20 protein-coding genes and 2 pseudogenes are annotated in these 23,185 nt (G+C 68.6%); 10 read left to right on the top strand and 12 right to left on the bottom strand.

Features of this window, described 5'->3' with window-relative positions; all coding sequences use genetic code 11:
- Positions 1-47: 47 nt before the first annotated feature.
- Complete coding sequence (locus ACFWP7_RS24390) at positions 48-395, top strand: VOC family protein (protein ID WP_384384575.1); 348 nt, start codon at positions 48-50, stop codon at positions 393-395.
- Positions 396-553: 158 nt separating this feature from the next.
- Complete coding sequence (locus tag ACFWP7_RS24385; RefSeq protein ID WP_384384572.1) at positions 554-1,090, top strand: DUF2269 domain-containing protein; 537 nt, start codon at positions 554-556, stop codon at positions 1,088-1,090.
- A gap of 5 nt (positions 1,091-1,095) precedes the next feature.
- On the opposite strand, the gene ACFWP7_RS24380 is transcribed toward ACFWP7_RS24385, so the two are convergent.
- The 5 genes from ACFWP7_RS24380 to ACFWP7_RS24360 form a co-directional block, all read right to left on the bottom strand.
- Positions 1,096-1,707, bottom strand: a complete 612-nt coding sequence (locus tag ACFWP7_RS24380; protein WP_384384569.1) for a DUF305 domain-containing protein — start codon at positions 1,705-1,707, stop codon at positions 1,096-1,098.
- Positions 1,708-1,777: 70 nt separating this feature from the next.
- Positions 1,778-2,632, bottom strand: a complete 855-nt coding sequence (locus tag ACFWP7_RS24375; protein WP_384384566.1) for a DUF1996 domain-containing protein — start codon at positions 2,630-2,632, stop codon at positions 1,778-1,780.
- 801 nt (positions 2,633-3,433) lie between these two features.
- Complete coding sequence (locus ACFWP7_RS24370) at positions 3,434-5,413, bottom strand: glycosyl hydrolase family 28-related protein (RefSeq protein WP_384384563.1); 1,980 nt, start codon at positions 5,411-5,413, stop codon at positions 3,434-3,436.
- Positions 5,414-5,655: 242 nt separating this feature from the next.
- Positions 5,656-6,990 carry a glycoside hydrolase family 18 protein gene (locus ACFWP7_RS24365; protein WP_384384560.1) on the bottom strand — a complete coding sequence of 445 codons (1,335 nt, stop codon included), beginning with the start codon at positions 6,988-6,990 and terminating at the stop codon, positions 5,656-5,658.
- Between the two features lie 160 nt (positions 6,991-7,150).
- Entirely contained in the window at positions 7,151-7,558 is a 408-nt protein-coding gene (locus ACFWP7_RS24360; protein WP_384384557.1) for a winged helix-turn-helix transcriptional regulator, read from the bottom strand.
- 74 nt (positions 7,559-7,632) lie between these two features.
- Between ACFWP7_RS24360 and ACFWP7_RS24355 the strand changes: the two genes are divergently transcribed.
- The 3 genes and pseudogenes from ACFWP7_RS24355 to ACFWP7_RS24345 form a co-directional block, all read left to right on the top strand.
- Positions 7,633-8,463, top strand: coding sequence for an SDR family NAD(P)-dependent oxidoreductase (locus ACFWP7_RS24355; protein WP_384384554.1), 831 nt, complete (start codon positions 7,633-7,635; stop codon positions 8,461-8,463).
- A gap of 146 nt (positions 8,464-8,609) precedes the next feature.
- Complete coding sequence (locus tag ACFWP7_RS24350; RefSeq protein WP_384384551.1) at positions 8,610-9,575, top strand: YihY/virulence factor BrkB family protein; 966 nt, start codon at positions 8,610-8,612, stop codon at positions 9,573-9,575.
- Between the two features lie 151 nt (positions 9,576-9,726).
- Positions 9,727-11,211: pseudogene (locus ACFWP7_RS24345) on the top strand (glycoside hydrolase family 30 beta sandwich domain-containing protein); the annotation flags it as partial.
- 462 nt (positions 11,212-11,673) lie between these two features.
- On the opposite strand, the gene ACFWP7_RS24340 reads toward ACFWP7_RS24345, so the two are convergent.
- Both ACFWP7_RS24340 and ACFWP7_RS24335 read right to left on the bottom strand, forming a co-directional pair.
- Positions 11,674-13,383 (bottom strand): alpha-amylase family protein, encoded by a 1,710-nt coding sequence (locus tag ACFWP7_RS24340; RefSeq protein ID WP_384384549.1) that lies wholly within the window; start codon positions 13,381-13,383, stop codon positions 11,674-11,676.
- Positions 13,374-14,378, bottom strand: coding sequence for a TIGR03885 family FMN-dependent LLM class oxidoreductase (locus tag ACFWP7_RS24335; RefSeq protein ID WP_384384546.1), 1,005 nt, complete (start codon positions 14,376-14,378; stop codon positions 13,374-13,376). Before ACFWP7_RS24335 ends, ACFWP7_RS24340 begins: the two co-directional genes overlap by 10 nt.
- Before the next feature lie 134 nt (positions 14,379-14,512).
- Between ACFWP7_RS24335 and ACFWP7_RS24330 the strand changes: the two genes are divergently transcribed.
- A complete protein-coding gene (locus ACFWP7_RS24330) occupies positions 14,513-14,674 on the top strand; it encodes a hypothetical protein (RefSeq protein WP_384384542.1) in 162 nt (53 codons plus the stop codon).
- 6 nt (positions 14,675-14,680) lie between these two features.
- Here the strand turns inward: ACFWP7_RS24330 and ACFWP7_RS24325 are convergent, their stop codons facing one another.
- Positions 14,681-15,460 (bottom strand): anti-sigma factor antagonist, encoded by a 780-nt coding sequence (locus ACFWP7_RS24325; protein ID WP_384384539.1) that lies wholly within the window; start codon positions 15,458-15,460, stop codon positions 14,681-14,683.
- A gap of 134 nt (positions 15,461-15,594) precedes the next feature.
- Here ACFWP7_RS24325 and ACFWP7_RS24320 point away from each other — a divergent pair, with 134 nt between their 5' ends.
- Entirely contained in the window at positions 15,595-15,966 is a 372-nt protein-coding gene (locus ACFWP7_RS24320) for a helix-turn-helix transcriptional regulator (protein ID WP_384384762.1), read from the top strand.
- Here ACFWP7_RS24320 and ACFWP7_RS24315 read toward each other — a convergent pair.
- Together ACFWP7_RS24315 and ACFWP7_RS24310 are read right to left on the bottom strand one after the other, a co-directional pair.
- Positions 15,937-17,399, bottom strand: a pseudogene (locus tag ACFWP7_RS24315) (thiamine pyrophosphate-dependent enzyme); the annotation flags it as partial. The gene ACFWP7_RS24320 and the pseudogene ACFWP7_RS24315 sit on opposite strands and share 30 nt — an antisense overlap.
- Before the next feature lies 1 nt (position 17,400).
- Positions 17,401-18,969 carry an FMN-binding glutamate synthase family protein gene (locus tag ACFWP7_RS24310; protein ID WP_384384759.1) on the bottom strand — a complete coding sequence of 523 codons (1,569 nt, stop codon included), beginning with the start codon at positions 18,967-18,969 and terminating at the stop codon, positions 17,401-17,403.
- Positions 18,970-19,612: 643 nt separating this feature from the next.
- Here ACFWP7_RS24310 and ACFWP7_RS24305 point away from each other — a divergent pair.
- Positions 19,613-20,101, top strand: coding sequence for a beta-class carbonic anhydrase (locus tag ACFWP7_RS24305; RefSeq protein ID WP_384384537.1), 489 nt, complete (start codon positions 19,613-19,615; stop codon positions 20,099-20,101).
- Between the two features lie 22 nt (positions 20,102-20,123).
- Here ACFWP7_RS24305 and ACFWP7_RS24300 read toward each other — a convergent pair whose 3' ends face one another.
- Together ACFWP7_RS24300 and ACFWP7_RS24295 are read right to left on the bottom strand one after the other, a co-directional pair.
- Positions 20,124-20,684: a DUF4232 domain-containing protein gene (locus ACFWP7_RS24300; RefSeq protein WP_384384533.1), complete on the bottom strand. Its 561-nt coding sequence runs from the start codon at positions 20,682-20,684 to the stop codon at positions 20,124-20,126.
- 221 nt (positions 20,685-20,905) lie between these two features.
- Positions 20,906-21,412: a cupin domain-containing protein gene (locus tag ACFWP7_RS24295; RefSeq protein ID WP_384384531.1), complete on the bottom strand. Its 507-nt coding sequence runs from the start codon at positions 21,410-21,412 to the stop codon at positions 20,906-20,908.
- Between the two features lie 138 nt (positions 21,413-21,550).
- Between ACFWP7_RS24295 and ACFWP7_RS24290 the strand changes: the two genes are divergently transcribed.
- Together ACFWP7_RS24290 and ACFWP7_RS24285 are read left to right on the top strand one after the other, a co-directional pair.
- Positions 21,551-21,985, top strand: coding sequence for an RrF2 family transcriptional regulator (locus ACFWP7_RS24290; protein WP_384384527.1), 435 nt, complete (start codon positions 21,551-21,553; stop codon positions 21,983-21,985).
- Positions 21,982-22,884 (top strand): DsbA family protein, encoded by a 903-nt coding sequence (locus tag ACFWP7_RS24285; RefSeq protein WP_384384524.1) that lies wholly within the window; start codon positions 21,982-21,984, stop codon positions 22,882-22,884. Before ACFWP7_RS24290 ends, ACFWP7_RS24285 begins: the two co-directional genes overlap by 4 nt.
- Positions 22,885-23,185: the final 301 nt, after the last annotated feature.

Raw genomic sequence — 23,185 nt, 5'->3', positions numbered from 1 at the left:
TCGCAGTCACCCAGGTAAAACCAGGAAACCACTCAAGGAAGACCAACATGAGCAGCAATATCCGAGCGATGATCGCGGACGTCGAAGTCGAGAACCTTGATGCCGCCATTCCCTTCTACCGCGAACTGGCAGGGGACGTCGAAGTACGGCGATTCCCCTACCAGGAGCTGGAGTTGGCCTTGGTAGGGCCGTTCCTGTTGTATTCGGGCCCACTGGACACGCACGTCTCGCAGACGGCGACCGTCCTCGTCGACTCCCTGGACCTCGTGCTCGAAACCTTGGACAAAGCGGGGGCCGAGCTGCTGGAAGAACAGAGTGAAGTTCCCAACGGTACGCGGATCGTGGCGCGCCACCCGGACGGCTCCGTCTTCGAGTACCTGCAGCCGCGTAGTTGATATCAGGGCCGTACGAACCCGGACGGTCGGGCCCTCCGGAGGACGGCCAGAAGCGGTCGGCGTGTGTTTCGCCCGCCCGCCTGTACGCCGAGGCTGGTACGCGGGGTTACTCCCGCTGTCAGACGTCCTCCGGGACTCCGCCCGGCACCGTGGGTCAGGTGAAACTAAGCCGCCCCGCACGCCGGGCCAACCTGGTCGTCCATGTAGCCGCCTCCGCAAGCTGGCTCGGGCTCACGCTCGGGCTGCTCGCCCTCGGGATCACCGCGGCCACCACCGGCTCCGCGGTGACCGTGGAGGCCTCCGTCCGGGCCATGAAGCTCTTCGCCGACTGGCTCCTGCTCCCCGTCGCGTTGCTCACGTTCCTCAGCGGGCTGGTGCTGTCCCTGGGCACCCCGTGGGGGTTGGCGAGGCACCGATGGGTCTTCACGAAGTTCTGGCTGACCATGGCCACGATCACCGCCACTGTCTTCGCGCTGCGCCCAGGGGTGAACCACGCCGTTGCCGCCGTCGCCGCGGGCGGACCGCTGCCCGACGCCGGCGACGTCCTGTTCGGGCCCGTCGTCTCCCTGTCCGCGTATATCTTCATGACAGTGATCTCGGTGCTCAAGCCCTGGGGACTGACCCGACGCGGCCGCAAGCTGCGCGCGGCCGCCCGCACTCCGGTGGATGCCGGGCGACCCCACCAGACCGCCTGAACCATTCAGATCGGCATACCCTCCCGGTGTGCCGCGGCGGATCCCTTGACGGTGGCCGCGAGTTTCCTCACCGTCGGGTCGGACCCGTTCTTCCGCAGGTCGATCGACAACTGCTCGGCGTGGGTGAGGTGTTCGCGCAGCGCGGAGCGCAGGAGTCCGTCGAACTGCGCACCTCTCGTGTTGTTGAGTGCCCTCAGCTCCTCGGCGTTGACCATCCCCGGCATGTCATGGCCCTCGTGCGGGTTGGTGTCCGGTACGCCGGTCGCGGCGAGGAGCTCGCGCAGGGCTGCCAGGTGGCTGCGGTTGTCACGGGCCACACCGGCGGCCCAGGTCTTGAGTGCGGGTTCACCGCCATGGCGCGGCACGAGTTCGAGGATGGACCGGGTCTGGTCGTCCATGGCGATCAACAACTGGAGCCAGGCGATGTCCGTCGTGCTGAACGTGCTCGTGGCTCCGGAATCGCCCGCTGGGGAGCTGGTGGTGACGGTTGTTCCGGAGGGTGTGCCGGCCCGTTGCTGGGAGCCGGCACACCCGGACATGATCAACAGGACACACAGCAGCGTCACGACGAGCTGTGCCCGGCCCCCACGGTCCGTTGGCGGTGCGGGTTTGGCCATGACCATCTCCTGTCTCGGGGCCGTGGTGCGTGCCATGTCCCGCGTGTGTGGGGCAGGTTGGTCGCGCTGCTCAGGAGGGGTTGCCGTCAGCACCGCACTTGACGATGGCGTTGATGCAGTTCGTGGTCCTGCGTGCCATCTCCGCTGCCGGCCAGGCGTTGAAGAAGTCGGCATGCATCGTGTAGCCGGCACCGGAAGCCAGACGTAGTCCCGCTGTCGCGCCGGTGACGGGGTAGCGCAGTACCTGGCGCAGCTTCGGCACGGGCACGGGGTGGGTCGCGGGGCACGCGCCGTTCACCGGATAGGCCATGTGGCTCTTGTGGTCGGCGGAGTCCAGGTCCCTGCCGTTCCAGCACTGCGGGAAGTCGAGGTAGGACTCCAGGTACGAGTCGGCCGGGCAGGTCACGAAGTCCTTGGAGGGATTGACCTCGCCGTGCCACAGGCACGACCAGCGGGCGACGGACGAGGGGTCGGTCGCACTCGTCGCCTTCGCGTTGCCGGCGACGATCCTGAGGCCCTGGGGGAGGGGCTGGGTGCGCTGGATGATGTCGTCGCGCACGCCTTCACCGAGGTAGTAGAAGGTGGTGCCGGTGGGCTCGACCGGCTGGTCGTTGCGGTACAGGGTCGGCACCCAGTAGGCCGAGGTGTCCACGGTCGGGTTGCAGGTGCTGGCCGAACCCAGCAGATTCGTCACCGTGGTGTTGGCGTTGGTCACCCGGCTGCCGAAGAAGCTGTGCATGTGGGAGGCGCCGGGCAGTCCGGGGGCGACGATCGGGTCGTCGGGGAGGCGGTGGCTGTAGGGACACTCGGCCAGGAACTCCGCCACGCGGACGACTTCGGCCCCTGTGGTGGTCGAGCGGTCGGCGGTGGCCTGCGTCGCAGCCGCGTACAGCGCGGTGACCACCAGCGCGAACGCCGCCAACACGGCCGTCCAGCCAGGTCGTTTGCGAACTCGCGCTGTGGGTGGGCGTGGGGAATCTGCTAACACGGCACTCTCCTTGGGGAGTGGGGGGGAGCGGAACCGGTACCGGAACCGGTTCCGGCGCTCTGTCTCGGGAGTGAAGTCACATGACATGGCATTGTCAATGCTTCTCGTCGGCATTAGTACGCCTGCGCGCCGTGATGGCTTCAAGCCTTCAAGTCGACCGGAGGGGGAGTGCCCTCGCTCTCGGTCGATGGGAGCTCCGCGCTCGCCTCCCCGGAAAGCAGCGGGGCACGGGCTGTGCAGGGACTGCGTGCCTCACACACTCGTCCGGCACTGTCGCGACGCGACGGGCAGCGGCGCTCGTACGAATGGAAGGGCTCGCCGTGCACCGTCGCGACCCGCCCTCCGGTTTCAGGAGGTTGAGGCATCTTGGTACGACGTTGGGGTGGGCATGCCGTGCTTCGGGGGCACGAGCCGGAGGCCCCGACGCGTGCCCGGTCGGAACGCTGTCCGGCCGCCATGGCGGGGTCGGCGAGGGACGAAGGTGAGCAGGAGCTGCCGGGTCCGATCGACATCGAGCTCCGCGGACCCTTGTCACACCGTCGTCCCTCGCCGAGCCTGCCGCGCTAGGTCCTGTCGTCGCATTCCCGTCGTCGCCCGGAGGGTGGCCTCGCGGCGTCAGGTGCGTGCTCTCGGTGTGCCGGGCGTGGACCCTCGTACGGGACGTACTTGGGTCTGCGCCCGGTGCGGCGAGAGGGCGTGCATGGCGTCGCGAGGCAGACGGGAATGTGACGACAGGGCCTAGTTGCCGCCAACCGGCAGCACGTTGTCCGCGTTGATCCGCGCCGCGTCCGAGCGCACGGTCACCGACGAGGCGTCCATGGACTCCGTATCGGCACGGGCGTTGAGCCCGCCGGCGTACCGGTTGCCCTCGATGAGTACGTCGTCCGAACCCCGGAAGACGTACAGCCGGGAGGAGTACGGAGCCGTCGCGCCCGCGGCCCGCCTGATCACGTTGTCCGTGAAGGACAGCCCGCCCACACTCTTGGCGTCCACCACGGTGACATCGCCGACCTCGAACGTGTTCCGCTCGATCCGGATGCCGTGGTGCACCGGATCCGCGGCCTTGAGCACCTGGTTGGTCGGCTCGACGAAGATGACCGGGCCGGTCGAACTCACAAAGGTGTTGCGGCGGATGAGGACGTCCGAGACGGCTCCCGACTCGTACCACTGGTAGGCGTCGGCGGAGATGTAGATCGCCGCCATCGTCGTGCGCTCGAAGCGGTTGTTCTCGATCACGACGGGCTTGGGTGTGGTCACGAGGATCCCGCGCGTGGGCACATTGCGGAAGACGTTGCCGGCGATCCGCACGCTCGGCGTGTACGTCAGGTTCTCCACGTCCGTGCCGCCGATCTTGACGCCGGCGGGCACCGGCCGGTCCAGAGTGATCGTCATGTCGGTCAGTGAGGTGTCGTGGTCCTGCCCGCTCGGCCCGTCGACGGCGGTCACCTTCGCCGTACCGCCGGGAACCGGCCGCATGGTCGCGCTGTCGACCAACTGGACCTTGTCACCGACGTAGAACTGAGGGAATCCCGCGGTCTGCGGATGCTTGTAGCTCACCGTCAGGCTGTTCGCCGAGGGCTGCGCCGCGACCTGCAGATAGGTGCCGTGGATGTTGATCGGGTCGTCGTGCGGGCCGTCGAAGACGCAGTTGGTGATCGACACCCTGCCCTTGACCCCGGACATCTGGATGAAGTCGGCGAACCCGGCGGTGGCGCGCCCGGAGTCCGGATCCGGTGAGAAGTCGACCCGGTCGATGGTGATGTTCTCGCTGAACTGCCCGACCAGACCGAAGGTCTGCAGCTCCCGGGCCACCAGATTGCGGACCGTGACGTCGGAGGACTCCCAGATGAACGCTCCGGGCTGCTCCCGCTCGATCTGCCGCATCTGGTACACCAGCCTCTGATCCGAGGGGGTCGCGGAGCTCGTGTAGTCGATGCGGATGCGCTGACCGCCCAGGTCGGTCATCGACGCCACACCGCTGAACAGCGGGTTGTCACCGCGCCAGGATCGCTGCGCCGTCGGGTCCTTGATCTGGGTGTACTCCAGACCGTTCACGCCGGACCAGTACGGCTGTCCGGTCACCGGGCTGGTCTCGCCGAGCCAGGTCACCTTGTTGTCCGCCACCGTGTACGGGCTGTCGGCCGGCACGCTCAGGATCCGGTAGGCGCGCCCGTTCTCCACCCCTGCCGCACTGACCGTGGCGTCGACGACCTTCGGCGCGACATAGTCGAAGGTGAAGCCGGTGAAGGTCACGTTGTGCGAGCGGATACTGGCGAACGCCGTCTGCAGCCCGTGGAACAGCAGGGTCGATCCGCGGCCGTCCACCACCACATCGCGCATGTCCTCGATGAGCAGCCCGATCGACTTGTCGCGGTAGCGCTGATCGGCGCCGACCGTGTTCGACACGTACAGTTCGCGCACCTCGGCGCTCTCGGGGTACAGCTGGTAGGTACCGCGCGGGAACACGATCCTGACCGGCCCCTTCACGGTCTTGGCGTGCCGGAGCGCAGCCTTCACCGCGGGTGCCGAGTCGGTGCGTCCGCGGGGATCGGCACCGAAGTCCGTGACGTCCACCGTGGTGGACCTGGCCGCGCTCACCGTTGCTCCGGTGGCGGTCGGCGCCCCGATCAGGCCGAGGCAGGCGGAGAGAACGGCGAGCATCAGCAGTCCGGCGAAAGGGCGGGATCTGCTCGGAGTACTGCGCTGCGAGGTGATCAAGGTTGCGGCTCCTTGTCCTGGCATGGACACGCTAGGGGGCGTGTGCGCGTCATCCTGCCCCAGAAACCCACGAAACAGAACAGCAATCACCAGTTTCAAAAGTCTTTTGGGACTTCAGGCCGCGCCCGGGCCCCTGGCACCCAACAGATCCCACCTGACACGACGAGAGGGTGAGGCGGTGGGGTGGCCACCGCCTCACCCTCGGAGCCCGGAGAGGAGCGCGTCGTGCGGAAGAACGCAGCTCAGCGCTGGGTGAGCCCCTTGTCCACGGCGTGGATCAACTCACCGTCGGCGGTGTCTCCGTCGAGCGACCAGATCATCGCCCCGCCCAGCCGATGCCGACGGATGTAGTCGGTCTTCGCGGTGAGGACCTGCGGATCGTCGTACGTCCACAGGGTGGTGCCGTCGAAGAGCCAGGCGTGGCCGTTTCTGCGATCGCGGTAAACGGTGTAAGTGCCGGAGTCCGCAAGCTTCTTGAGCGCCTTGTAGTCCTCGTACCCTGCCTGCCAGGTCGCCGGCGCGGGGGCCGTCGCGGGCTGGTTCAGGCCGTCGCCACCCCCGGTCACGCCGGTCCAGCCCTGCCCGTAGAAGGGCATGCCGACAACCAACTTGCGCGCCGGTGCGCCCCGTTCGAGCCAGGCGTCGACAGTCTGGTCGACGCTGAAGTCGTTCTTGGCGTACAGCGCGGACTGCTGGTTCGTGGTCGCCTCACCGGAGACATGGAAGTCGTAGCCCTGAAGGTTGACGAAATCCAGATCCCGAGTGATGCGCGGTACGTCGAAGCCCGCGTCGATCTTCTCGGGGGCGGTCGGCACGAACGCCGTCAGCTCGTAGTGCTTGCCCTTTTTCTGGGTGGTCGCGTACGCGTCGAGCTGCCGCCGGAACTCGTGCACGAGCGCGGTGAAGTTCTGCTTGTCCTCGGGGCGGTAGACCGTGTCGGTGTCCCCTGCGGATCCCGGCCACTCCCAGTCCAGGTCCACACCGTCGAAGAGGCCGGCCGCGGCGCCCTGGCCGCCACGTGCTCCGTCGACGGGAAGGTTGCCCTTGATGTACAGGTCGAGGCACGAGGCCACGAACGCCTTGCGGGAGGCGGCGGTGCGGGCCGCGTCGGAGAAGTGGGTCGACCAGCTCCAGCCGCCGAGGGAGATCAGCACCTTCAGGCCCGGGTTCTTCGCCTTCAGCTCGCGCAGCTGGTTGAAGTTGCCCGCCAACGGCTGTGTGTCGCTGTCGGCGACGCCGTCCACGGAGTTCTCCGCGTCCAGCGGGCGCACGTAGTCCGCCCAGGCGTCGGCCTCCCCGGGGATGTTCCCCGTGAAGCACTTGCCGTCCGAACTGACGTTGCCGAAGGCGTAGTTGATGTGGGTGAGGCTGGCTGCCGCTCCGCTCGTCTCCAGGTCGGCGACCTGGAAGTCGCGGCCGTAGACACCCCATTGGGTGAAGTAGCCGACGCTTTTGTAGGCGGGGGACTTCGCAGTGTGGGGGCCATCGGCGGACGCGGGGCCCGTGGCGAGGAGAGTGACAGGAAGGGACACGGCGCAGGCGGCGAGTGCCAGCCTGCTGAGGAGTCTTCGACGCATGCCCGGAAGCTATTGGTCTGTACCATCTGCGGTCAAGAGTACGGCTGGTGCTCGACCGGGATGATTTGCGGCTTGCCCCCGCGCTGCCCGACAACCGCAACGCGTAGCTGCCGTACGGAACGTGTGCTTCACCTGTTTGCTTCACGTTCCCGGGGCCGTCTCAGCCACCCACACGGCCGGACCGGGCGTCGTTCATCTCCTTCTCGTGAAGCACCGCCCAGTCGGCCAGGGCCGAGAGCGGTTCGAGGAGTGTGTGTCCGAGTGGGGTCAGGCTGTACTCGACGCCCGGCGGCACGGTCGGGTGCACCTCGCGCCGCACCAACCCGTCGGTTTCCAGAGCGCGCAGCGTGCGGGTCAGCATGCGCTGGCTGATGCCCTCGATGGCACGGTGCAGTTCGTTGTACCGATGGGGGCGGCCGCCCAGGAGAATCACCAGCAGCATGCTCCACTTGTCGCCCAGCCGCTGGAACACGTGCCCGACCGGGCATGCCGCCAGTTCGTCCTCCGGTATCGGGCGCGGCAGTTCGTGAGCGAGCACCGAGGGAACACGGGTGTGCGTACCGGACATAAAAGTGCCTTCTTTCAGCATCCGACCCCGCGGCCCACGATGGACCGGCCGATGCCGAGCCTATGGAGGACACCGTGCCTGGCCAACCACCGAAGACCGTGATCATCAGCGGCGGTACCGACGGCATGGGCAGTGCGACCGCCCTGGCACGGCTGGCCACAGGTGATCACGTCACCGTGATCGGCAGCAGCGAGGCCAAGGGCCGTGCACTGCTTGACCTTGCCGCGAACCCGAACCTGCGTTTCCTGCAGGCGGACTTGTCCTCGGTCGCCGAGACCGAACGGGTCGTCGCCCGCATCGCCGAGGAGCACGACAGCGTCGACGCGCTGGCGTTGTTCGCGAACCGGGTGAGCCCGAAGCGCAAGGAGACCGCGGACGGACTTGAGTTCACGTTCGCTCTCTATTACTTGAGCCGCTATCTGCTCAGCCACCGGCTGCGCCCCCTGTTGGACGCGGGAGCCGACCCCGTGATCATCAACGTGGCCGGCGTCGGAACCACCTCCGGCCGCATCCTCTGGGAGGACCCCCAGCTGACGCGCCGCTACGGCCAGGTACGCGCCCAGCTCCAGGCCGGCCGGGCGAACGACCTGCTCGGCGTCGCGTTCGCCAACCAGGCGGGGAGCAAGGCGCGTTATGTCCTCTACCACCCCGGATTCACCCGCAGCGGGACCGGCAGCCTGCAGAATCCGCTGGTCCGCGGATCGGTCGAACTGCTCGCGAAGTTCTTCGCCCGCCCGGTGGCCGACGCGGTTCGACCGATCGTCCGGTGGATCGACCGACCGCCCACGGACCCGCTCTCCGCGATCGACCGGGGCAAGCCGGTGGACAAGACCCTGAAGACACTCAACCCAGACGACGCCGCACGCCTGGCCGCCTACACCGAAGACCTGCTCCGCGGCCACTGACGCGTCGCCGAGGCGGGACAGGTGGTCCGGCGCAAAACCGCTCGGCCGCGGTGAACGTGCGGTACCGCCCGGTCGCGCCCGGGTAGGCGGGAGTATCTGGCCGCCGAGGACCGCTGAAACGTACGACCGGAGGGGACACGTTCGCCATGGGGACCGCTGTGCACGTGCCGCAGACGCGGGACATGATCGGGGACGAACTCTCCGGAGACGAGGCGCTCACCGCGCTGCGGCACTACGGAGGCCGCCGGCTGCTTCTCGACGCCTTCGCCCGGTTCCGCTATGCCGACGGATTCACCAGCTCCCGTTCACTCGCGTTCCAAGTCGTCCTGGGCATGGTGCCGTTCACCATCGCGCTCGTCGGTGTGGCGACCACGGTGCATACGGAGAGCGTGGGACGGATCATCGAACTCACCCTCGGGCACATCGTGCCGGGTGCCAGCTCGCGGCTGGTCGCGGAAGCTCTGGACGGCACCGAACGCAGCGCCGGTTCCGGAGCCTGGAGCGCCGTCGCCATGTGGCTGGGACTGGCCTTCGCCGTACTCAACCTCGCCTCGGCGATGGCGCAGGTCGAGCGAGGCGCCAACCGCATCTACGGCATCGAACGCGACCGGCCCTTCCTCGCCAAGTACGGGCGGGCCCTGCTCCTCGCCCTGGCCGCGGGTATGCCGATGGTTCTCGGGTTCCTGGTGCTCGTCGCGGGGGATGCCGTCGGGGACGCGGTGGGGGAGACCTTCGGCCGGCCCCGGGAGCGGCTCGACTGGTGGGGTGTCCTCCAGGTGCCGCTGGGTGTCGCCCTCGCCTGGGTCGCCTCGGCGGTGATCTTCCGCTGGGCTCCGCGCAGGGACCAACCGGGATACACGTGGCTGGCGTTCGGCTCGGCGGTCCATCTGGTGCTGTGGGTCACGGCCACGTGGCTGTTGTCGCTGTACGTCGCCGAGAGCGGATCGTTCGGCACGGTGTACGGACCGCTGACGGCCTTCGTCGCACTCTTGCTGTGGGCCAACCTCACCGGCGTGACGCTGTTCCTCGGCATCGCCTTCGCCGCTCAGCTCGAAGCGGCCCGGGCGGGAATCACCGACGCCGTCAAGCCGGACCCGGGGCCAGGTGCGTGACCTCGGGGCCCTGCGGCTGCCGGGGGTTTGTGTGCAGTCTTGACGTGTCTGGTTCAGACCTTTAGTTTTTGCGACGATTGGTCACACACTGGCCTTCTGGTCATGGATCTGAATGCCTTGCACTGCCCCCACCATTGCGAAGGGCGACAGCATGACACGATCCCATCCCCGGTCCTCCCTGTCTCGGGCAACTCGCTTCCTTCTGGCCGGTGTTGTCGCGGCGGCGACGCTCGCCGCGACCGGCGGCACCGCTCAGGCGGTGAACGAGCCCGTCAACGTCTGGCTGACCACCACATCCGACTCCGCCGGACGGAACGTGACGCGTGGTCTGGCGCAGCAGACAGCGCTGCGTTTCGGCCCCGCGGGCGGAACGGCCCAGCACACAATCACCGTCGATGAGAACACCACGTACCAGCAGTTCGAGGGCGCCGGTGCCTCGATCACGGACACCACCGCCTACCTGCTGCGTGGCGGCCCGATCACCGCCGCCACCCGCGACACCGTCATGCAGAAGCTCTTCTCGCCGACCGCGGGCATCGGGCTGTCCTTCGTCCGCAACCCCATCGGAGCCTCCGACCTGTCCCGGCCGGGCAATGTCTCGCTCGACGACACCTGCTGCAACCTCAACGACTTCGGCGCCAACGGATACGACACCAACGTCCGCCTCCTGACCACGCAGGCCAAGCAGCTCAACCCGGCACTTCGGGTCAAGGCCGTGCCGTGGAGCTCGCCGGCGTGGATGAAGGACAACGGGCGCATGGACCAGATGGGCTGGCTGAAGTGGGAGTACTACCCCATGTACGCCCAGTACCTGGTCAAGTACATCCAGAGCTACCAGGCCGCGGGTGTCCCTATCAACTACCTCTCGGTGCAGAACGAGCCCAACTGCTGCCAGGCGAGCAACCCGACGGCGATGAACTACCCGGGCATGAGCTGGAACCCCTCGGGGCTCGTGGAGTTCACCAAGAATCACCTCTACCCGGCCCTCCGCGCCGCCGGCATCACCACCACGAAGGTCCTTGTGCACGACTGGAACTACGGTGACTACGCCAACTTCGGTTCGGCGATCCTCGCCGACGCCGGTGTCCGCAACGACCCGCTGTTCGGCGGGATCGCCTGGCACGGCTACTTCGGTGACCCGGCGGTCGGCACCCAGGTCCACAACCAGTACCCGACGGTCAAGCAGTTCAGCACCGAGCACTCGGGCGGCACCTGGATCACCAACCAGCACAACGAGGACCTCGCCGACATCGTCAACTACGCCCGCAACTGGAGCAGCAGCGTGGTCAAGTGGAGCCTGGCGCTGAACCAGAACATGGGGCCGCACAACGGCGGTTGTGGCACCTGCACCGGACTGATCACCGTGCAGGAAGGCGGCTCACGGGCCGGACAGGTCGACTACACGGTCGAGTACTACACCACCGGCCACCTCACCAAGTTCGTCAAGCCCGGTGCGTACCGCATCGCCTCCACCGCCAACAGCACGGTGCAGAACGTCGCCTGGCGCAACCCTGACGGATCCAAGGCTTTGATCGCCCACAACGGCGGCACCAGTACCCAGTCCATCCGGGTGAACTGGGGCAGCCAGTCCTACGTCTACACACTCCCGGCCCGCACCACCGCCACCTTCACCTGGTAGACGACACGCCCCGCCTGCCTTCAGCGGCCCGTCGGCGCCGCTGAAGGACAAGCGCTCCCGGCTCCCTGCGTGACGCACCCGGCCTCAGCCGGCCACGCGTCGCGCAGGCGGGCCGGTGGTGACCCGCGGAGGGTGATCTCCACAAGGAGTTCGCAGGACTGGATCTGCGACATGGGGCAAGGGCAGCCCCCGCGGCACACTGCGTCTACGGTCGTCACATAATTCGCGGGCCGCGGCCCAAAGAAGCCCTCGGCAGTGGAACTTTCGTTGGCCGTGACTGACGCGTGTGAATCTCTATGCCTACGTCGGCACCGCTACCTCCGTAGCCCTCACCAGCTGGCTCCGAACACGGTCGGCCGGACCCTTGTAGAAGACGCTCACCCCGCAACCAGCGTTCTCCCAGCTCAGGGCTTCCCCGCAGGAGTGCCGCACTCGGAGGCATGCCCGGCGGACACGGTGTCAGCCGGAGGCAACCCTTACAGGGTCGTCCGCCGGGGTGCCGACGCGCAGCCACCGGTACCCGTAGGCGGGCAGTTCGACGCGGAGCATGCCGTCGTCGGGCACCGTGAGACCGGCGTGCCCTTCGTCGAGCAGATCCATGAGCCTCCCGCCAGGCCCGGCCTCGGGCAGCCGCAGCCGCACGGTGACGGGCCCGCCGGCGAAGTTGTGCATCGCCAGGACAGTCCCGTCGGTCCCGTCGGTGGTGCAGGCGATGTGCGCCAGGACCGCTCGCTCCCCGGTGTCCAGGAGGCGGAAGTCGCCCCAGGCCAGTTCGGGAGCCTCCCGGTAGCGCTCGATGAGCAGTCGCATGCGGCTCAACATCGAGGCCGGGTCACGACTCTGTTCGTACACATTGACCTTCTGGGGTCCGAACGCGCCGTCCGCCAGTGGGTTGGGAAAGGCGTCCGGACCGGCAGGGGAGAAGCCGGCGCCCGCCTCCGGGGTCCATTGCATGGGTGTCCGTACGGCCTGGCGTCCCTCGGCGGCCAGGTTCTCTCCCATGCCGAGCTCCTCGCCGTAGAAGAGCACGGGGGTACCGGGCAGGGTGAACAGCAGGCTGTAGGCGAGTTCGACGCGGCGCCGGTCGCCCTCGACCATGGGCGGCAGCCTGCGGCGCAGCCCCCGGTCGTACAGCTGCATGTTCGTGTCCGGGCCGAAGGCCGCGAACACCTCGGCCCGTTCGGCTTCACTCAGCTTGTCCAGGGTGAGCTCGTCGTGGTTGCGCACGAACGTGGCCCAGTGGGCGTCGCGCGGAGCGGTGGGGCGGTCCCGTAACGCGGCGGCCAGTGGCCCGGCGTCCTCGCGTGCCATCGACAGGTACATCTGCTGCATCGCGATGAAGTCGAAGCACATGGTGAGCTCGTCGCCGCGGCCCGCGGCGGGTTCGCCGAAGAAGCGGGCGGTGTCGTCGTAGGGCAGATTGACCTCGCCGAGCAGCACTGCCTCGCCGTTGCGACGGCCGAGAAAGGCGCGCAGGTCGGCGAGGTACTCGTGCGGGTCCGGCAGCGAGCCGGCGTCGGCCTGCCCGTCCGTCTCCAGCAGGAAGGGCACGGCGTCGACCCGGAAACCGGACAACCCGAGCTGTGTCCAGAACCCCATGACGCGGGCTATCTCGTCGCGGACCTCGGGGTTGGCGACGTTGAGGTCGGGCTGCTGCTTGTAGAAGCGGTGCAGGTAGTACTGGCCGCTTCCCTTGTCGTACTCCCACAGGCTGTCCTCCGCATCGGGAAAGACGACACCCTTGGGACCGCCCTTGGGGGGCTCGTCCGCCCAGACGTACCAGTCGCAGTGGGCGGAGTCCCGGCCGGATCGCGCGTCCTGGAACCAAGGGTGGTCCTCGGAGGTGTGATTGACGACGAGGTCGGCGATCACACGGATGCCGCGGTCCCGGGCGGTGCGGACGAACTCGGTGAACTCACCGAGAGTGCCCAGGCGGGGGTCGACACCGTAGAAGTCCGTGATGTCGTAACCGTCGTCGCGCTCTCGCGTCGGATAGAAGGGCATCAGCCACACGCAGGTCACGCCGAGACGGTCCAGATGGTCGATGCGCTGTGTGAGGCCCGCGAAGTCGCCGATCCCGTCGCCGTTGCCGTCCTGGTACGTCTCGACGTCCAGGCAGTACATCACCGCGTTCTTCCACCACAGGTCCGACGTACGGGTCAGACGCATCGGTACTCCTTCACCGTGGCGGGAAGCGGGCGGCTGACGTCGAGTCGCGGCAGTACCTCGGCCCCGAAGGCATCGATGAACGGGCCCTGTTCGCGGCCCACGTGATGCAGCATCACCGCGTCGAAGCCGAGGTCGGCGTACTCCTGCAGCCATGCGGTGTGCTGTCCCAGGTCGGACGAGATGTTGACCGAGTGCGCCACCTGCTCGGTGGTGACGTGTTCACTGACGATGTCGAACAGTTCCGCGGAGTCGAGGTCCCAACTGGCCGGAGGCGCATGCACGTTGGTGCGCCACTGGTCGTACGCCAGCGCACGGGCCTCGTCCTCGCCGGGCGCCCAGCTCAGGTGCGCCTGGAGGTACAGCGGCCCACGGCCGCCGGCGTCACGGTACGCGTCCACGATCTCGCGCAGCCGCGCGCGTGGAGCGTTGACCGTGATCAGACCGTCCGCCCACTCGGCGCACCAGGCCGCGGTCGCCGTGCTGCACGCGGCTCCGATCAGCGGCGGTACGTCGGACGGCAGCGTCCACAGCCGAGCTCGGTCCACGGTCACGAGTCCGTCGTGGCTGACCTCCTCCCCCCTCAGCAGTGCTCGGATGACGTCGACGCACTCGCGCAGCCGTGCTGTGCGGACGTCCTTGCGGGGCCAACCCGCTCCCGTGATGTGCTCGTTGGAGGCCTCGCCGCTGCCGAGCGCCACCCAGAACCTGCCCGGATACATGGCCGCGAGACTGGCGACCGCCTGCGCGACGATCGCGGGGTGATAGCGCTGGCCGGGCGCGTTCACCACGCCGAACGGCACCTGGTCGGTGGCCTGGAGGGCGGCGCCGAGCCACGACCAGGCGAATCCGGACTCACCCTGGCGGACGCTCCATGGTGAGAAGTGGTCCGAGCACATGGCGGCGGTGAAGCCCGCGCGTTCGGCGTGCACCACGGCGTCGAGCAGATCCGCGGGCGGGACCTGTTCGTGCGAGGCGTGAAATCCGTAGACAGTCATGACAAGCGACTACCCCCGGGAGAGACCCTCATCCAGGGGCCGGACCCTACCGCGGGCGCCGGATACTCGTCCGTTTGAGCAAGGCGTGGCGGGTACCCGAAAGGCCGGCCGCAGACATAGGAGGTGCCTCCCTCATGGAATCCGGCACCAGCACAGATATCCAGCGGACACATGAGAGCCGTGGGACCGGCAACGGTCCGGTCGCACGACCCGACACCCCGAACCCACAGCGCGCCGACGGCGGTGAGCTGGAGAGCCTCGGCCAGGAGAGCCACATCGTCCGGGGCGAGGACTGAGCCGCCTCACCCTTCCTTGCCGCGGGGAGATGCCGGCACCGACGGCGCTGTCCGGAGCTTGGTGACCGTCTCGGCGACCTGCAACTGGAACAGTTCCGGGAGTGCGTCACCTGTGACGGCGCTGACGAGGTCGTCGGCCACATGGTGAAGTTTGGTGTTGGTGTTCTGGGAGACCGAGACCAGGACCTTCCAGGCGTCCTCAGCGCTCAGGCCGAAGGAGGCCATGAGAACTCCACGGGCGAGGTCGATGACGGGCCGCGTCTGCAGGGCACGCCGGAGCTGAACCAGTTCGATCCGCAGATCCTGGTTCGCTTCGCCGAGCGACGTGGTGTGGCTCCGGTGGCGGGGTGCCGCTCCGGAATGTGCATCCGAGGCCTGACCGGCTTCACCCGTTATGGCGAACAGGGACAGCGTGCCGGTGACGGAGAAGAGTCGGCGTACCGCGGTGCTGGTCGCCTGGATGGCGATGGTCTTGCCTTCGTCCAGGGCGCGCCGTCGCAGGCGCAGCAGGACGTTGAGTCCGGAGCAGTCGCAGAACTCGACGCCGCTCAGATCGAGGTCGATGCCGCGTGCGGAGCGGGCAAGGGTCTGGCGCAGACCGTCGTGCAGTGCCTGCTCCGTGACGATGTCGATCGCACCGGACACCACGACGAGCGTCCAGTGGCCCGCGGGGTGTGTTTCGATCCCCAGCAGTGGCCTCTGGTGATCGCTCGACGGTAGGTCCGGCGGCGCCGAGGGGGCGCCGTTGGCCACCGTGAGCTGCGTGGGAAGTGCGCGTTCTGGCATGGCGGCCACTCCATTGGCATCCCGTGCTTTTGTGCCTCCTCCAGCCTTAGCCCGGCGTCCCTCGCACGTCAAGAGATGCAGGAAATAAAGTTCGGCCTTTTGAATGCGTGAATCAGATGGCCTATCCTGAGGACATGCATGGAGTACCCGAATCACACAGCGGCTGGACGTTTCTCACGAACCACGCGCGCGTGCTGGCTGCGATCGCCGAGGATCCCACTACTCGCATCCGCGACATCGCCGCGCGTTGCAGGCTGACCGAGCGTGCCGTCCAGAAGATCGTTTCGGATCTGGAGATGGACGGCTATCTCACCCACACCCGTCAAGGACGCTCCAACGCGTATCGCATCGAGGACGGGACCCAGCTGCGGCACCCCGCCGACCGGGGGTTGGCGGTGGCGGAGCTGCTGTCGCTCCTTGCAGCGCACGAGGCGGAACACGCCGAGGGCCAGAAGAATTTGCAGTCGACGGCCCCCCACCCTCGCAGCCCGGAAGCCGACCGCTGACAATTCGACGGTGGGTTTGGCGGGGACGGCGATCTCGTCCGGGTTGGTGAGTACGTCGAGGAGCACGGGGCCGGGGGTGGCGAAGGCACGGCGTACGGCGTCGTCGAGGTCGGCGGGGTCGGTGACGCGGATGCCGGTGATGCCGATGGCGGCGAAGTCGGGGTTGTCCAGGACGGTCCCGAACTCGGGGAGACCGGCTTGTTCCTGTTCCAGCTGGACCATGCCGAAGCGGCGGTTGTCGAAGACGACGAGTCTGACCGGCAGACGGCAGGATTTGAGGGTGATGAGATCGCCGAGGAGCATGCTCAGGCCGCCGTCGCCGCAGAAGGCGACGACCTGGCGGTCCCGGTCCAGGTACTGCGCGCCGATCGCCTGCGGCATGGCGTTGGCCACGGAGCCCAGGTTGTAGGAGCCGAGCAGCCGACGCGTTCCGCGCATCTCGACGAACCGTGAGAGGCCAGACGGTGGCCATTCCGGTGTCCGAGGTGAAGGTCGCGTCGTCGTCCGCGCTGCGGCCCACGGCGGCGGCCAGCGACTCCGGGCGGATGCTGTGCTCGCGGTTGTCCAGGGCGGTGCGGACCTTGGGCGGACTCTTGTCGTGCGCGGGGTCGGCGAGGCGTGCCTGGCCCTCACGCCAGCTCAGGAAACGTTCCCGCGCCTGCTCCAGATGCTCATGGTCGCGTGTGCTGCCCAGCTCGGCGGCCAGGTGGTCGAGCAGGTCGCGCACGGTGGCACCCGCAGCGCCGACAAGGCCGATGTCCACCGGGACGCGGCGTCCGATGTGCGCCGGTTCGGTGTCGACCTGGATGACCGTGCGGCCCTCGGGATACCAGTCGCGGTGGGGGAAGTCGGTGCCCAGCAGAAGCAGGGTGTCCGCGGCCTGCATGGCTCCGGCCGCCGCTGGGTTCCCGATCAGACCGGTCTGGCCGACCTGGAAGGGATTGTCGCCCTCGAAGTCGCCCGGCACGGTGAGGACCGCGACGCCCTGGTGGCCCAGGGCGTCGCGTACCGCCGTCTCAAGGAGCTGCGGCAGCTGGTCGGGATCGGTGATGGTGGCGCGGAAGACCGCCAGGTCACGGAAGAGCAGGTCGTTGTCGACTTCCTGGAAGGAGTCGCTGCCCGGCTCGGACAGCGGGACCTGGCGGCGATGGCCAGTACGGGCGTACGGCTCTTGGTCGCGTCGTAGAGACCGTTGAGCAGGTGGACGGAACCGGGGCCGACCGTGCCCATGCACACCCCCAGACGGTCGGTGAGCTGGGACTGGGCGCTCGCGGCGAGGCGGCCGCCCACCCACTCCACGTCATCGGTCGTGCGGATGGCGTCGGTGAGCGGGTTGAGCGCGTCTCCCAGACGCCGAACACTTGGCGGACGCCGAGTTCACCCAGGGCATCCACGATGACGCGGGCGACGGTTCGTGCCGCGGATTCCTTCAGGTCAGATGGTGAAGTGGTCGGGGTCGGCGGCCTTCCAGTCGGCCGCCCAGTCGGCGGGCGGCTCGACCAGCAGTTGTCCGGGGGAGAGCCACTTGTACAGGCCGTCGTAGGAGCGCACGGTCTGCGCGTCGATGCGCCGCCGCAGCATGTGCGGGCGGAGCTGGGCGGGGTCGGTGACTCCCATGGAGGCCATGATCTGCAGTGCGCTGCCGACGGTGGCCTCCTGGAGGCGCCGCACCCGCGCGGCCTTGTCGCCGACGTCGAGCGCGCGGGCGCGACGCGGGTCCTGGGTGGTAACGCCTACGGGGCAGGTGTTGGTGTGGCAGCGCTGAGCCTGGATGCAGCCGACCGCGAACATCATGGCGCGGGCCGCGTTGCCGTAGTCGGCACCCTGGATCAGGCGTTTGACGAGGTCAGCCCCGGTGGCGATCTTGCCGCTTGCGCCGATCCGGATCCGATCCCGCAGGCCCGCGCCGACCAGGGCGTTGTGCACGGTCATCAGACCATCGGTGAGCGGAGTGCCGACGTGGTCGGCGAATTCGAGAGGCGCGGCACCTGTGCCGCCCTCCGCGCCGTCGACGATGATGAAGTCGGGTGCGGTGCCCTCCTCGATCATCGCCTTGCACACGGCGAGGAACTGGCGCCGGGAACCGGGGCACAGCTTGAAACCGGCCGGCTTCCCGCCGGACAACTCCCGCATCCGCGCGATGAAACGGACGAGCTCACGAGGTGTGGAGAACGCCCGATGGTACGGCGGTGAGACGACCGTCCGTCCCTCGGGGACGTCCCGCACCCGGGCGATCTCCGCGTTCACCTTGGCTCCGGGCAGTACGCCCCCGATACCGGGTTTGGCGCCCTGGGACAGCTTGAGCGACACACACCTGACGCTCTCGCCCGACGCCTTCTCGGCGAACTCTCCGGCATCGAAGTCCCCGTCCTGGGTCCGGCAGCCGAAGTAGCCGGTACCGATCTCCCAGACCAGGTCACCGCCCGGGCGCAGGTGGTACTCCGACAGTCCGCCCTCACCGGTGTCGTGCGCGAAACCGCCGGCCGCGGCTCCCTGATTGAGTGCCAGGACAGCATTGGCCGACAGCGAGCCGAAGCTCATGGCGGAGACGTTCAGCAGTGCCATGTCGTAGGGCCGGGTACAGTCCGGGCCCCCGATCCGTACCCGCGGCGGATGCTCGGGCACCGGGCGGGGCACCATCGAGGGAACCAGGTACTCGTAACCCGCCTGGTACACGTCGCGTTCGGTGCCGAACGGCTCCTCCGCGGCGGTGCCCTTCGCCCGCTCGTAGACGATGCTGCGGATGTCCCGGTCGAAGGGCCGCCCGTCGAAGCTCCGCTCGACGAAGTACTGCTGCAGTTCCGGACGGATGCGCTCCAGCAGGAAGCGGGCGTGCCCGATCACCGGGTAGTTGCGCAGCACCGAGTGCCGACGCTGGGTCAGGTCCCACACGCCGGTCACCCCGAGCGCGGCCAACGGCACCGCCGCCATCCACCACCAGGGCGACACCACCACGGCCACACCGGCCACTGCGAAGGCGGCGCCCACGACCACCGCGATCATTCCGGTTCTCAACACGACCCACGGGTAACCCGTAAGACCTGTCTCATGCGCACCAGCCGCACGCCACCAGGCGCGACGTGGTCGTCTCCCGGCCGGCAGAGTCGGCGGCAGCCTCTCGGGACCGGGTGTGTCAGGTGCGGGAGGGAGGGGGTGTAACCGCCGACAGACCCGGGCCGGGGGTGGGTCGGCCAGGCTCGCGACGCCGGTGCCTCCCAACGACAGCTCCGGCGCATGCCCGCCGACGAGCCTGCGGAGATGTGCTTGCGTGCCAACAGCGCCCGGGCGCGCAGTTCACCGGCGTGGAACGGATCGACACCGAGCTGCAGCAGCCTCCGGAAAATGGTCCACTGCCGCGGGACTCTGCCCGAACTGCTGTGCTCTTGCCACGCGGACCGGCCTCGGTGTTCACTGACCGCATGCTCCGCCTCACCGAGGGTTTCTGGCCTTCGCGTCGCGTCTACCTCTTCGACGGTTTCTGTCGCTAGGGGGCGTCGGGCGGTTCCCGAGGAGCCGTTCGGCAACCCCCGGGCCATGTCGCGTGTCCGCACCGCGCATCCGGCTCCCTGTGTCGACCTCCCCACGCCGCTCCCTGCGCAGTTCCGTGAGCGGTGCATCCGCCGCATCCCAGGAACAGAGGCTCGCCATGTCCGTGACCGATGAACTGCTGGCCAACAACGCCCGCTACGCCGAGACCTTCACCGGCCCGCTCCCCCTTCCGCCCGCGAAGAAACTCGCCGTGGTGGCCTGCATGGACGCCCGGCTCAACGTGTACGCGGTCCTGGGGCTCGCCGAGGGCGAGTCGCACGTCATCCGCAACGCGGGTGGTGTGGTCACCCAGGACGAGATCCGGTCGCTCGCCATCAGCCAGCGGCTGCTCGGCACCGAGGAGATCATCCTCATCCACCACACCGACTGCGGCATGCTCACCTTCACCGACGACGGCTTCAAGGACGCGGTCCAGGCGGAGACGGGGATCCGGCCGTCATGGGCTGCCGAGGCGTTCCCCGACCTGGACGCCGACGTACGGCAGTCGATCGCCCGCATCAAGGCGGATCCGTTCATCGTGCACAAGGACCGTCTACGGGGCTTCGTGTTCGACGTCGCCACGGGCAAGCTGAACGAGGTCGTCTGACGCGGCGCCCCGGGTCGCCGACCTACTTCGGGCCGCTGCCCTTGGCCAGCGGGGTGATGTCGATGCGGCCCTTCTGCAGGACGTCGCCGAGTTTCCAGGCCGTCGTCAGATGGTGACGGGAGTCGGGCGGGGTCACCTCCAGGCCGGTCGGGTTCTTCTCGGCCTTGGTGGGCTCGCCCGTGGAGCCGACGATGGTCCAGTGCAGCGTGGTGTGGACGCTCTGCCCCGGCTTGAGGGTGATCAAGGGAGTGTGTCCGGCGTCGCGGACCACACGTGTGGTGACGTTCTTGCCATGGGAGTTGAGGAGCTGCAGGCCGACGTACCCCTGGGTTCGGACGGTCTTGTGGGTCCTGTTGGTGAGTACCACCGACGCGTAGCGCTGGCCGGCCCCGGGGTCCAGGGCGTGGATCCGCACGCTCAGGGAACTGGTGTCCGCCCACGCGGGCCGCGCCGCCGTGGTTCGCGACTGCGACGCCGCGGCGGCTTGAGAGGAGCCGGCGGTGAAACCCACAAGAGCCAGGGCGGATGCCGCAGCGATGGCGCCACTGGTGACGCGGAGCCGGGTTCGCTGGTTGTTTCGCATGATTGCTCCCCTTATGGGCGCCTCTCCGTTTCGGGCGCCGTTATGGAAGAGGAGTGCGGCGAAGAGCCTCCGGTTCACAGGATTCGCGATCTTTTGCTTTGCCAGGCGCTCTGTTGACCCTCGATTGATACTTCCCTGCACGGTCGCCGCGTGGCCCGCTGTTCGACGGCGGCGGCGAGCGGGAAGTCGTCGTCGAGCAGGCTCTGGCGAGGGGTGACGGGTCAGCTCTCGTCGACCGAAAGGGCGTACAGCCGTGGAAGGTTCACCACGATCGCCTCCTGCGTGCTGCGGGCGATGACGACGACGGCCTCCTCCGCGGGGTCGGGGTTCTCCTCACGGTGCGGCACGAAGGGCGGTACGAAGATGTAGTCGCCGGGAGTGGTCCGCAGCCGTACTTCCTCCGGCTCCTCTCCCGAGTCGTCGACGAAGACGAACTCGGGGTGCCCACTGACCACGTAGATGGCGGTCTCGGACTCGCCGTGGTGGTGGTCGGAGGAGGAGGTCGCCGGGGCCACGTGGGTCTGGCCCATCCACAGCTTCTCGGACCCGACGGTCTTCCCGCTGACGGCGGCGAACCTTCGCATGCCCCCCGTCTGCGCCGTGTCGCCGTCCAGGGAATCCGCACGGATGTGGTGCAGACGGGCCCGCAGGGGTGCCGTCAGGTCGCCCTGGGAGGTGTGGAGGTGAGGGTGGAAGCCCTCGCCGGGGGTCGTCAACGGCTCGCTCATGGCGGGGACGCTAGAGCGGCGCCGGAAAGGATGTCAAGGGGTGTCCATTAGCCTTCATCTGCGGCAATGTTGCCGCAATGCTTGCGGTGAACCGGTGGAGACCCGCACCGGCGGCCGACTGTCGGGCATGATGTGGGCATGCATATCTCCGCGAAGGCGGACTACGCCACACGGGCCCTCCTGGAACTTGCCTGTGAGCCCGAGCGTCCGCTTACCTGTGAGGCCATCGCATCTTCACAGGAGATCCCGTTCCGGTTCCTGAAGTCCGTGGTGGGCGAGTTGAGGAAAGCAGGCCTGGTACGCAGCCAGCGCGGTTGTGAGGGCGGCTACTGGCTCGGCAGGCCCCCCGAGGACATCACCCTCCTGGATGTCGTACGCGCCATCGACGGCGAGGTCATCACCCTGCGGGGCGAGCCGCTGGCCGGGCTCGACTACCCCGGTCCCGCGAGCGGAATGCCCGGGGTGTGGCGGCGGGTCGAGGCGGGTGCGGCGGCGGTCCTCGGCGGACTGACCCTCGCCTCGCTGCTGCCCGCCGACGCGCTCGAAAGGCGGCAGAGGGTCGGCGCCGCGTGACGGCTGTCCCGGAAGTCGTGGAGTACACCGACCCACTGTGTCCCTGGGCCTGGGGATCGGAGCCCGTCTTCAGAAAGCTGCGGTCGGCTCTGGGTGACCGGGTCCGCTGGCGGCGGGCGTACGCCATCCTCTTCGACCACGACGACGACCCCGCGCCCGACCCCTCGGCCGAAACCGCCTGGTACGCGCGGTACGTGGAGGAGATCAGCGGGCACACCGGAGCTCCGCGCGCGGAGCGGCTGAGCCGGGTGGCGGCCAGTTCCTGGCCCGCCTCACTCGTCGCCAAGGCCGCGGAACTCCAGGGCGCCGACGTGGCCGAGCGGGTGCTGCGGCGGCTGCGGGAAACCGTCTTCGTGCTCGGCGAACCGGCGGACACCCTCGCGCTGGCACTGGCCGCGGCGCGCGGTGTGCCGGGCCTGGACCCGCAGCGGCTGGCGGCCGATGCCGCGTCCGCCGGCGTGCTGGAAGGGGTCCGCGCCGACCATGCGGAGGCGCGTCACCCCGTACCCGAAGTGCTCTCCGTGCAGGGCGGGTTGCCGCATCCCGGCGTGGCGAAGAAGACCGCCGACGGCGGGCACCGGTACGCCCTGCCGACCCTGCTGGTCCGCGCCCCCGCGGGGTACCGGGCGGTGCCCGGCTGGCGGTCCTTCGAGGCGTACGCGGTGGCCGTCGACGAGCTCTGTCCAGGACTGCTGAAGGTCCCCGGGCCGCTCCGTCCGGCAGAGGCACTGGAGCGCCACCGGAGCCTGACCGGCCCGGAGTTGCGACTGCTGACGGAGGGGGCCTGGCCGCCTCCGCACGCCGTGCGGATGGATACCGGCAACGGCCCGGTGTGGCTGCATCCCCAGGAGGCGGCGGCGCACCCGGCGGCCGTCTCTCAGGCCGACGCGGGGCTCTGATCTGCGGTCAGGTGCCGTCCCGCCGAATGAGACACCAATTGGTGTCCATTGACAGCCGCTGACGGCTGCCCCCAGGATGTGCAGCATGCTCACGACGCACCCCGGCGTGGAGTGCCGCTACGTGGATCTGCGGCGCACCTCCAGCGCCCTCTGTCGCTGACCGTCGGCCGCCCCGGCCCACAGGCGCCCGACGGCTCCCGGCAGCACCGGCCCCCGCCGCACCGCTGAGCCGCGCCCGTCGTCCCGCGCCACCTCCGCGCCCCGTCGTTTCCCCTTCTTCCCTCCACTCCTGGTCCGCTCC

Source organism: Streptomyces sp. NPDC058470, assembly GCF_042721055.1.
GTDB lineage: Bacteria > Actinomycetota > Actinomycetes > Streptomycetales > Streptomycetaceae > Streptomyces.
The sequence above is the reverse complement of the archived record's forward strand: the minus strand, read 5'-3'. Positions and strand labels throughout refer to the sequence as shown.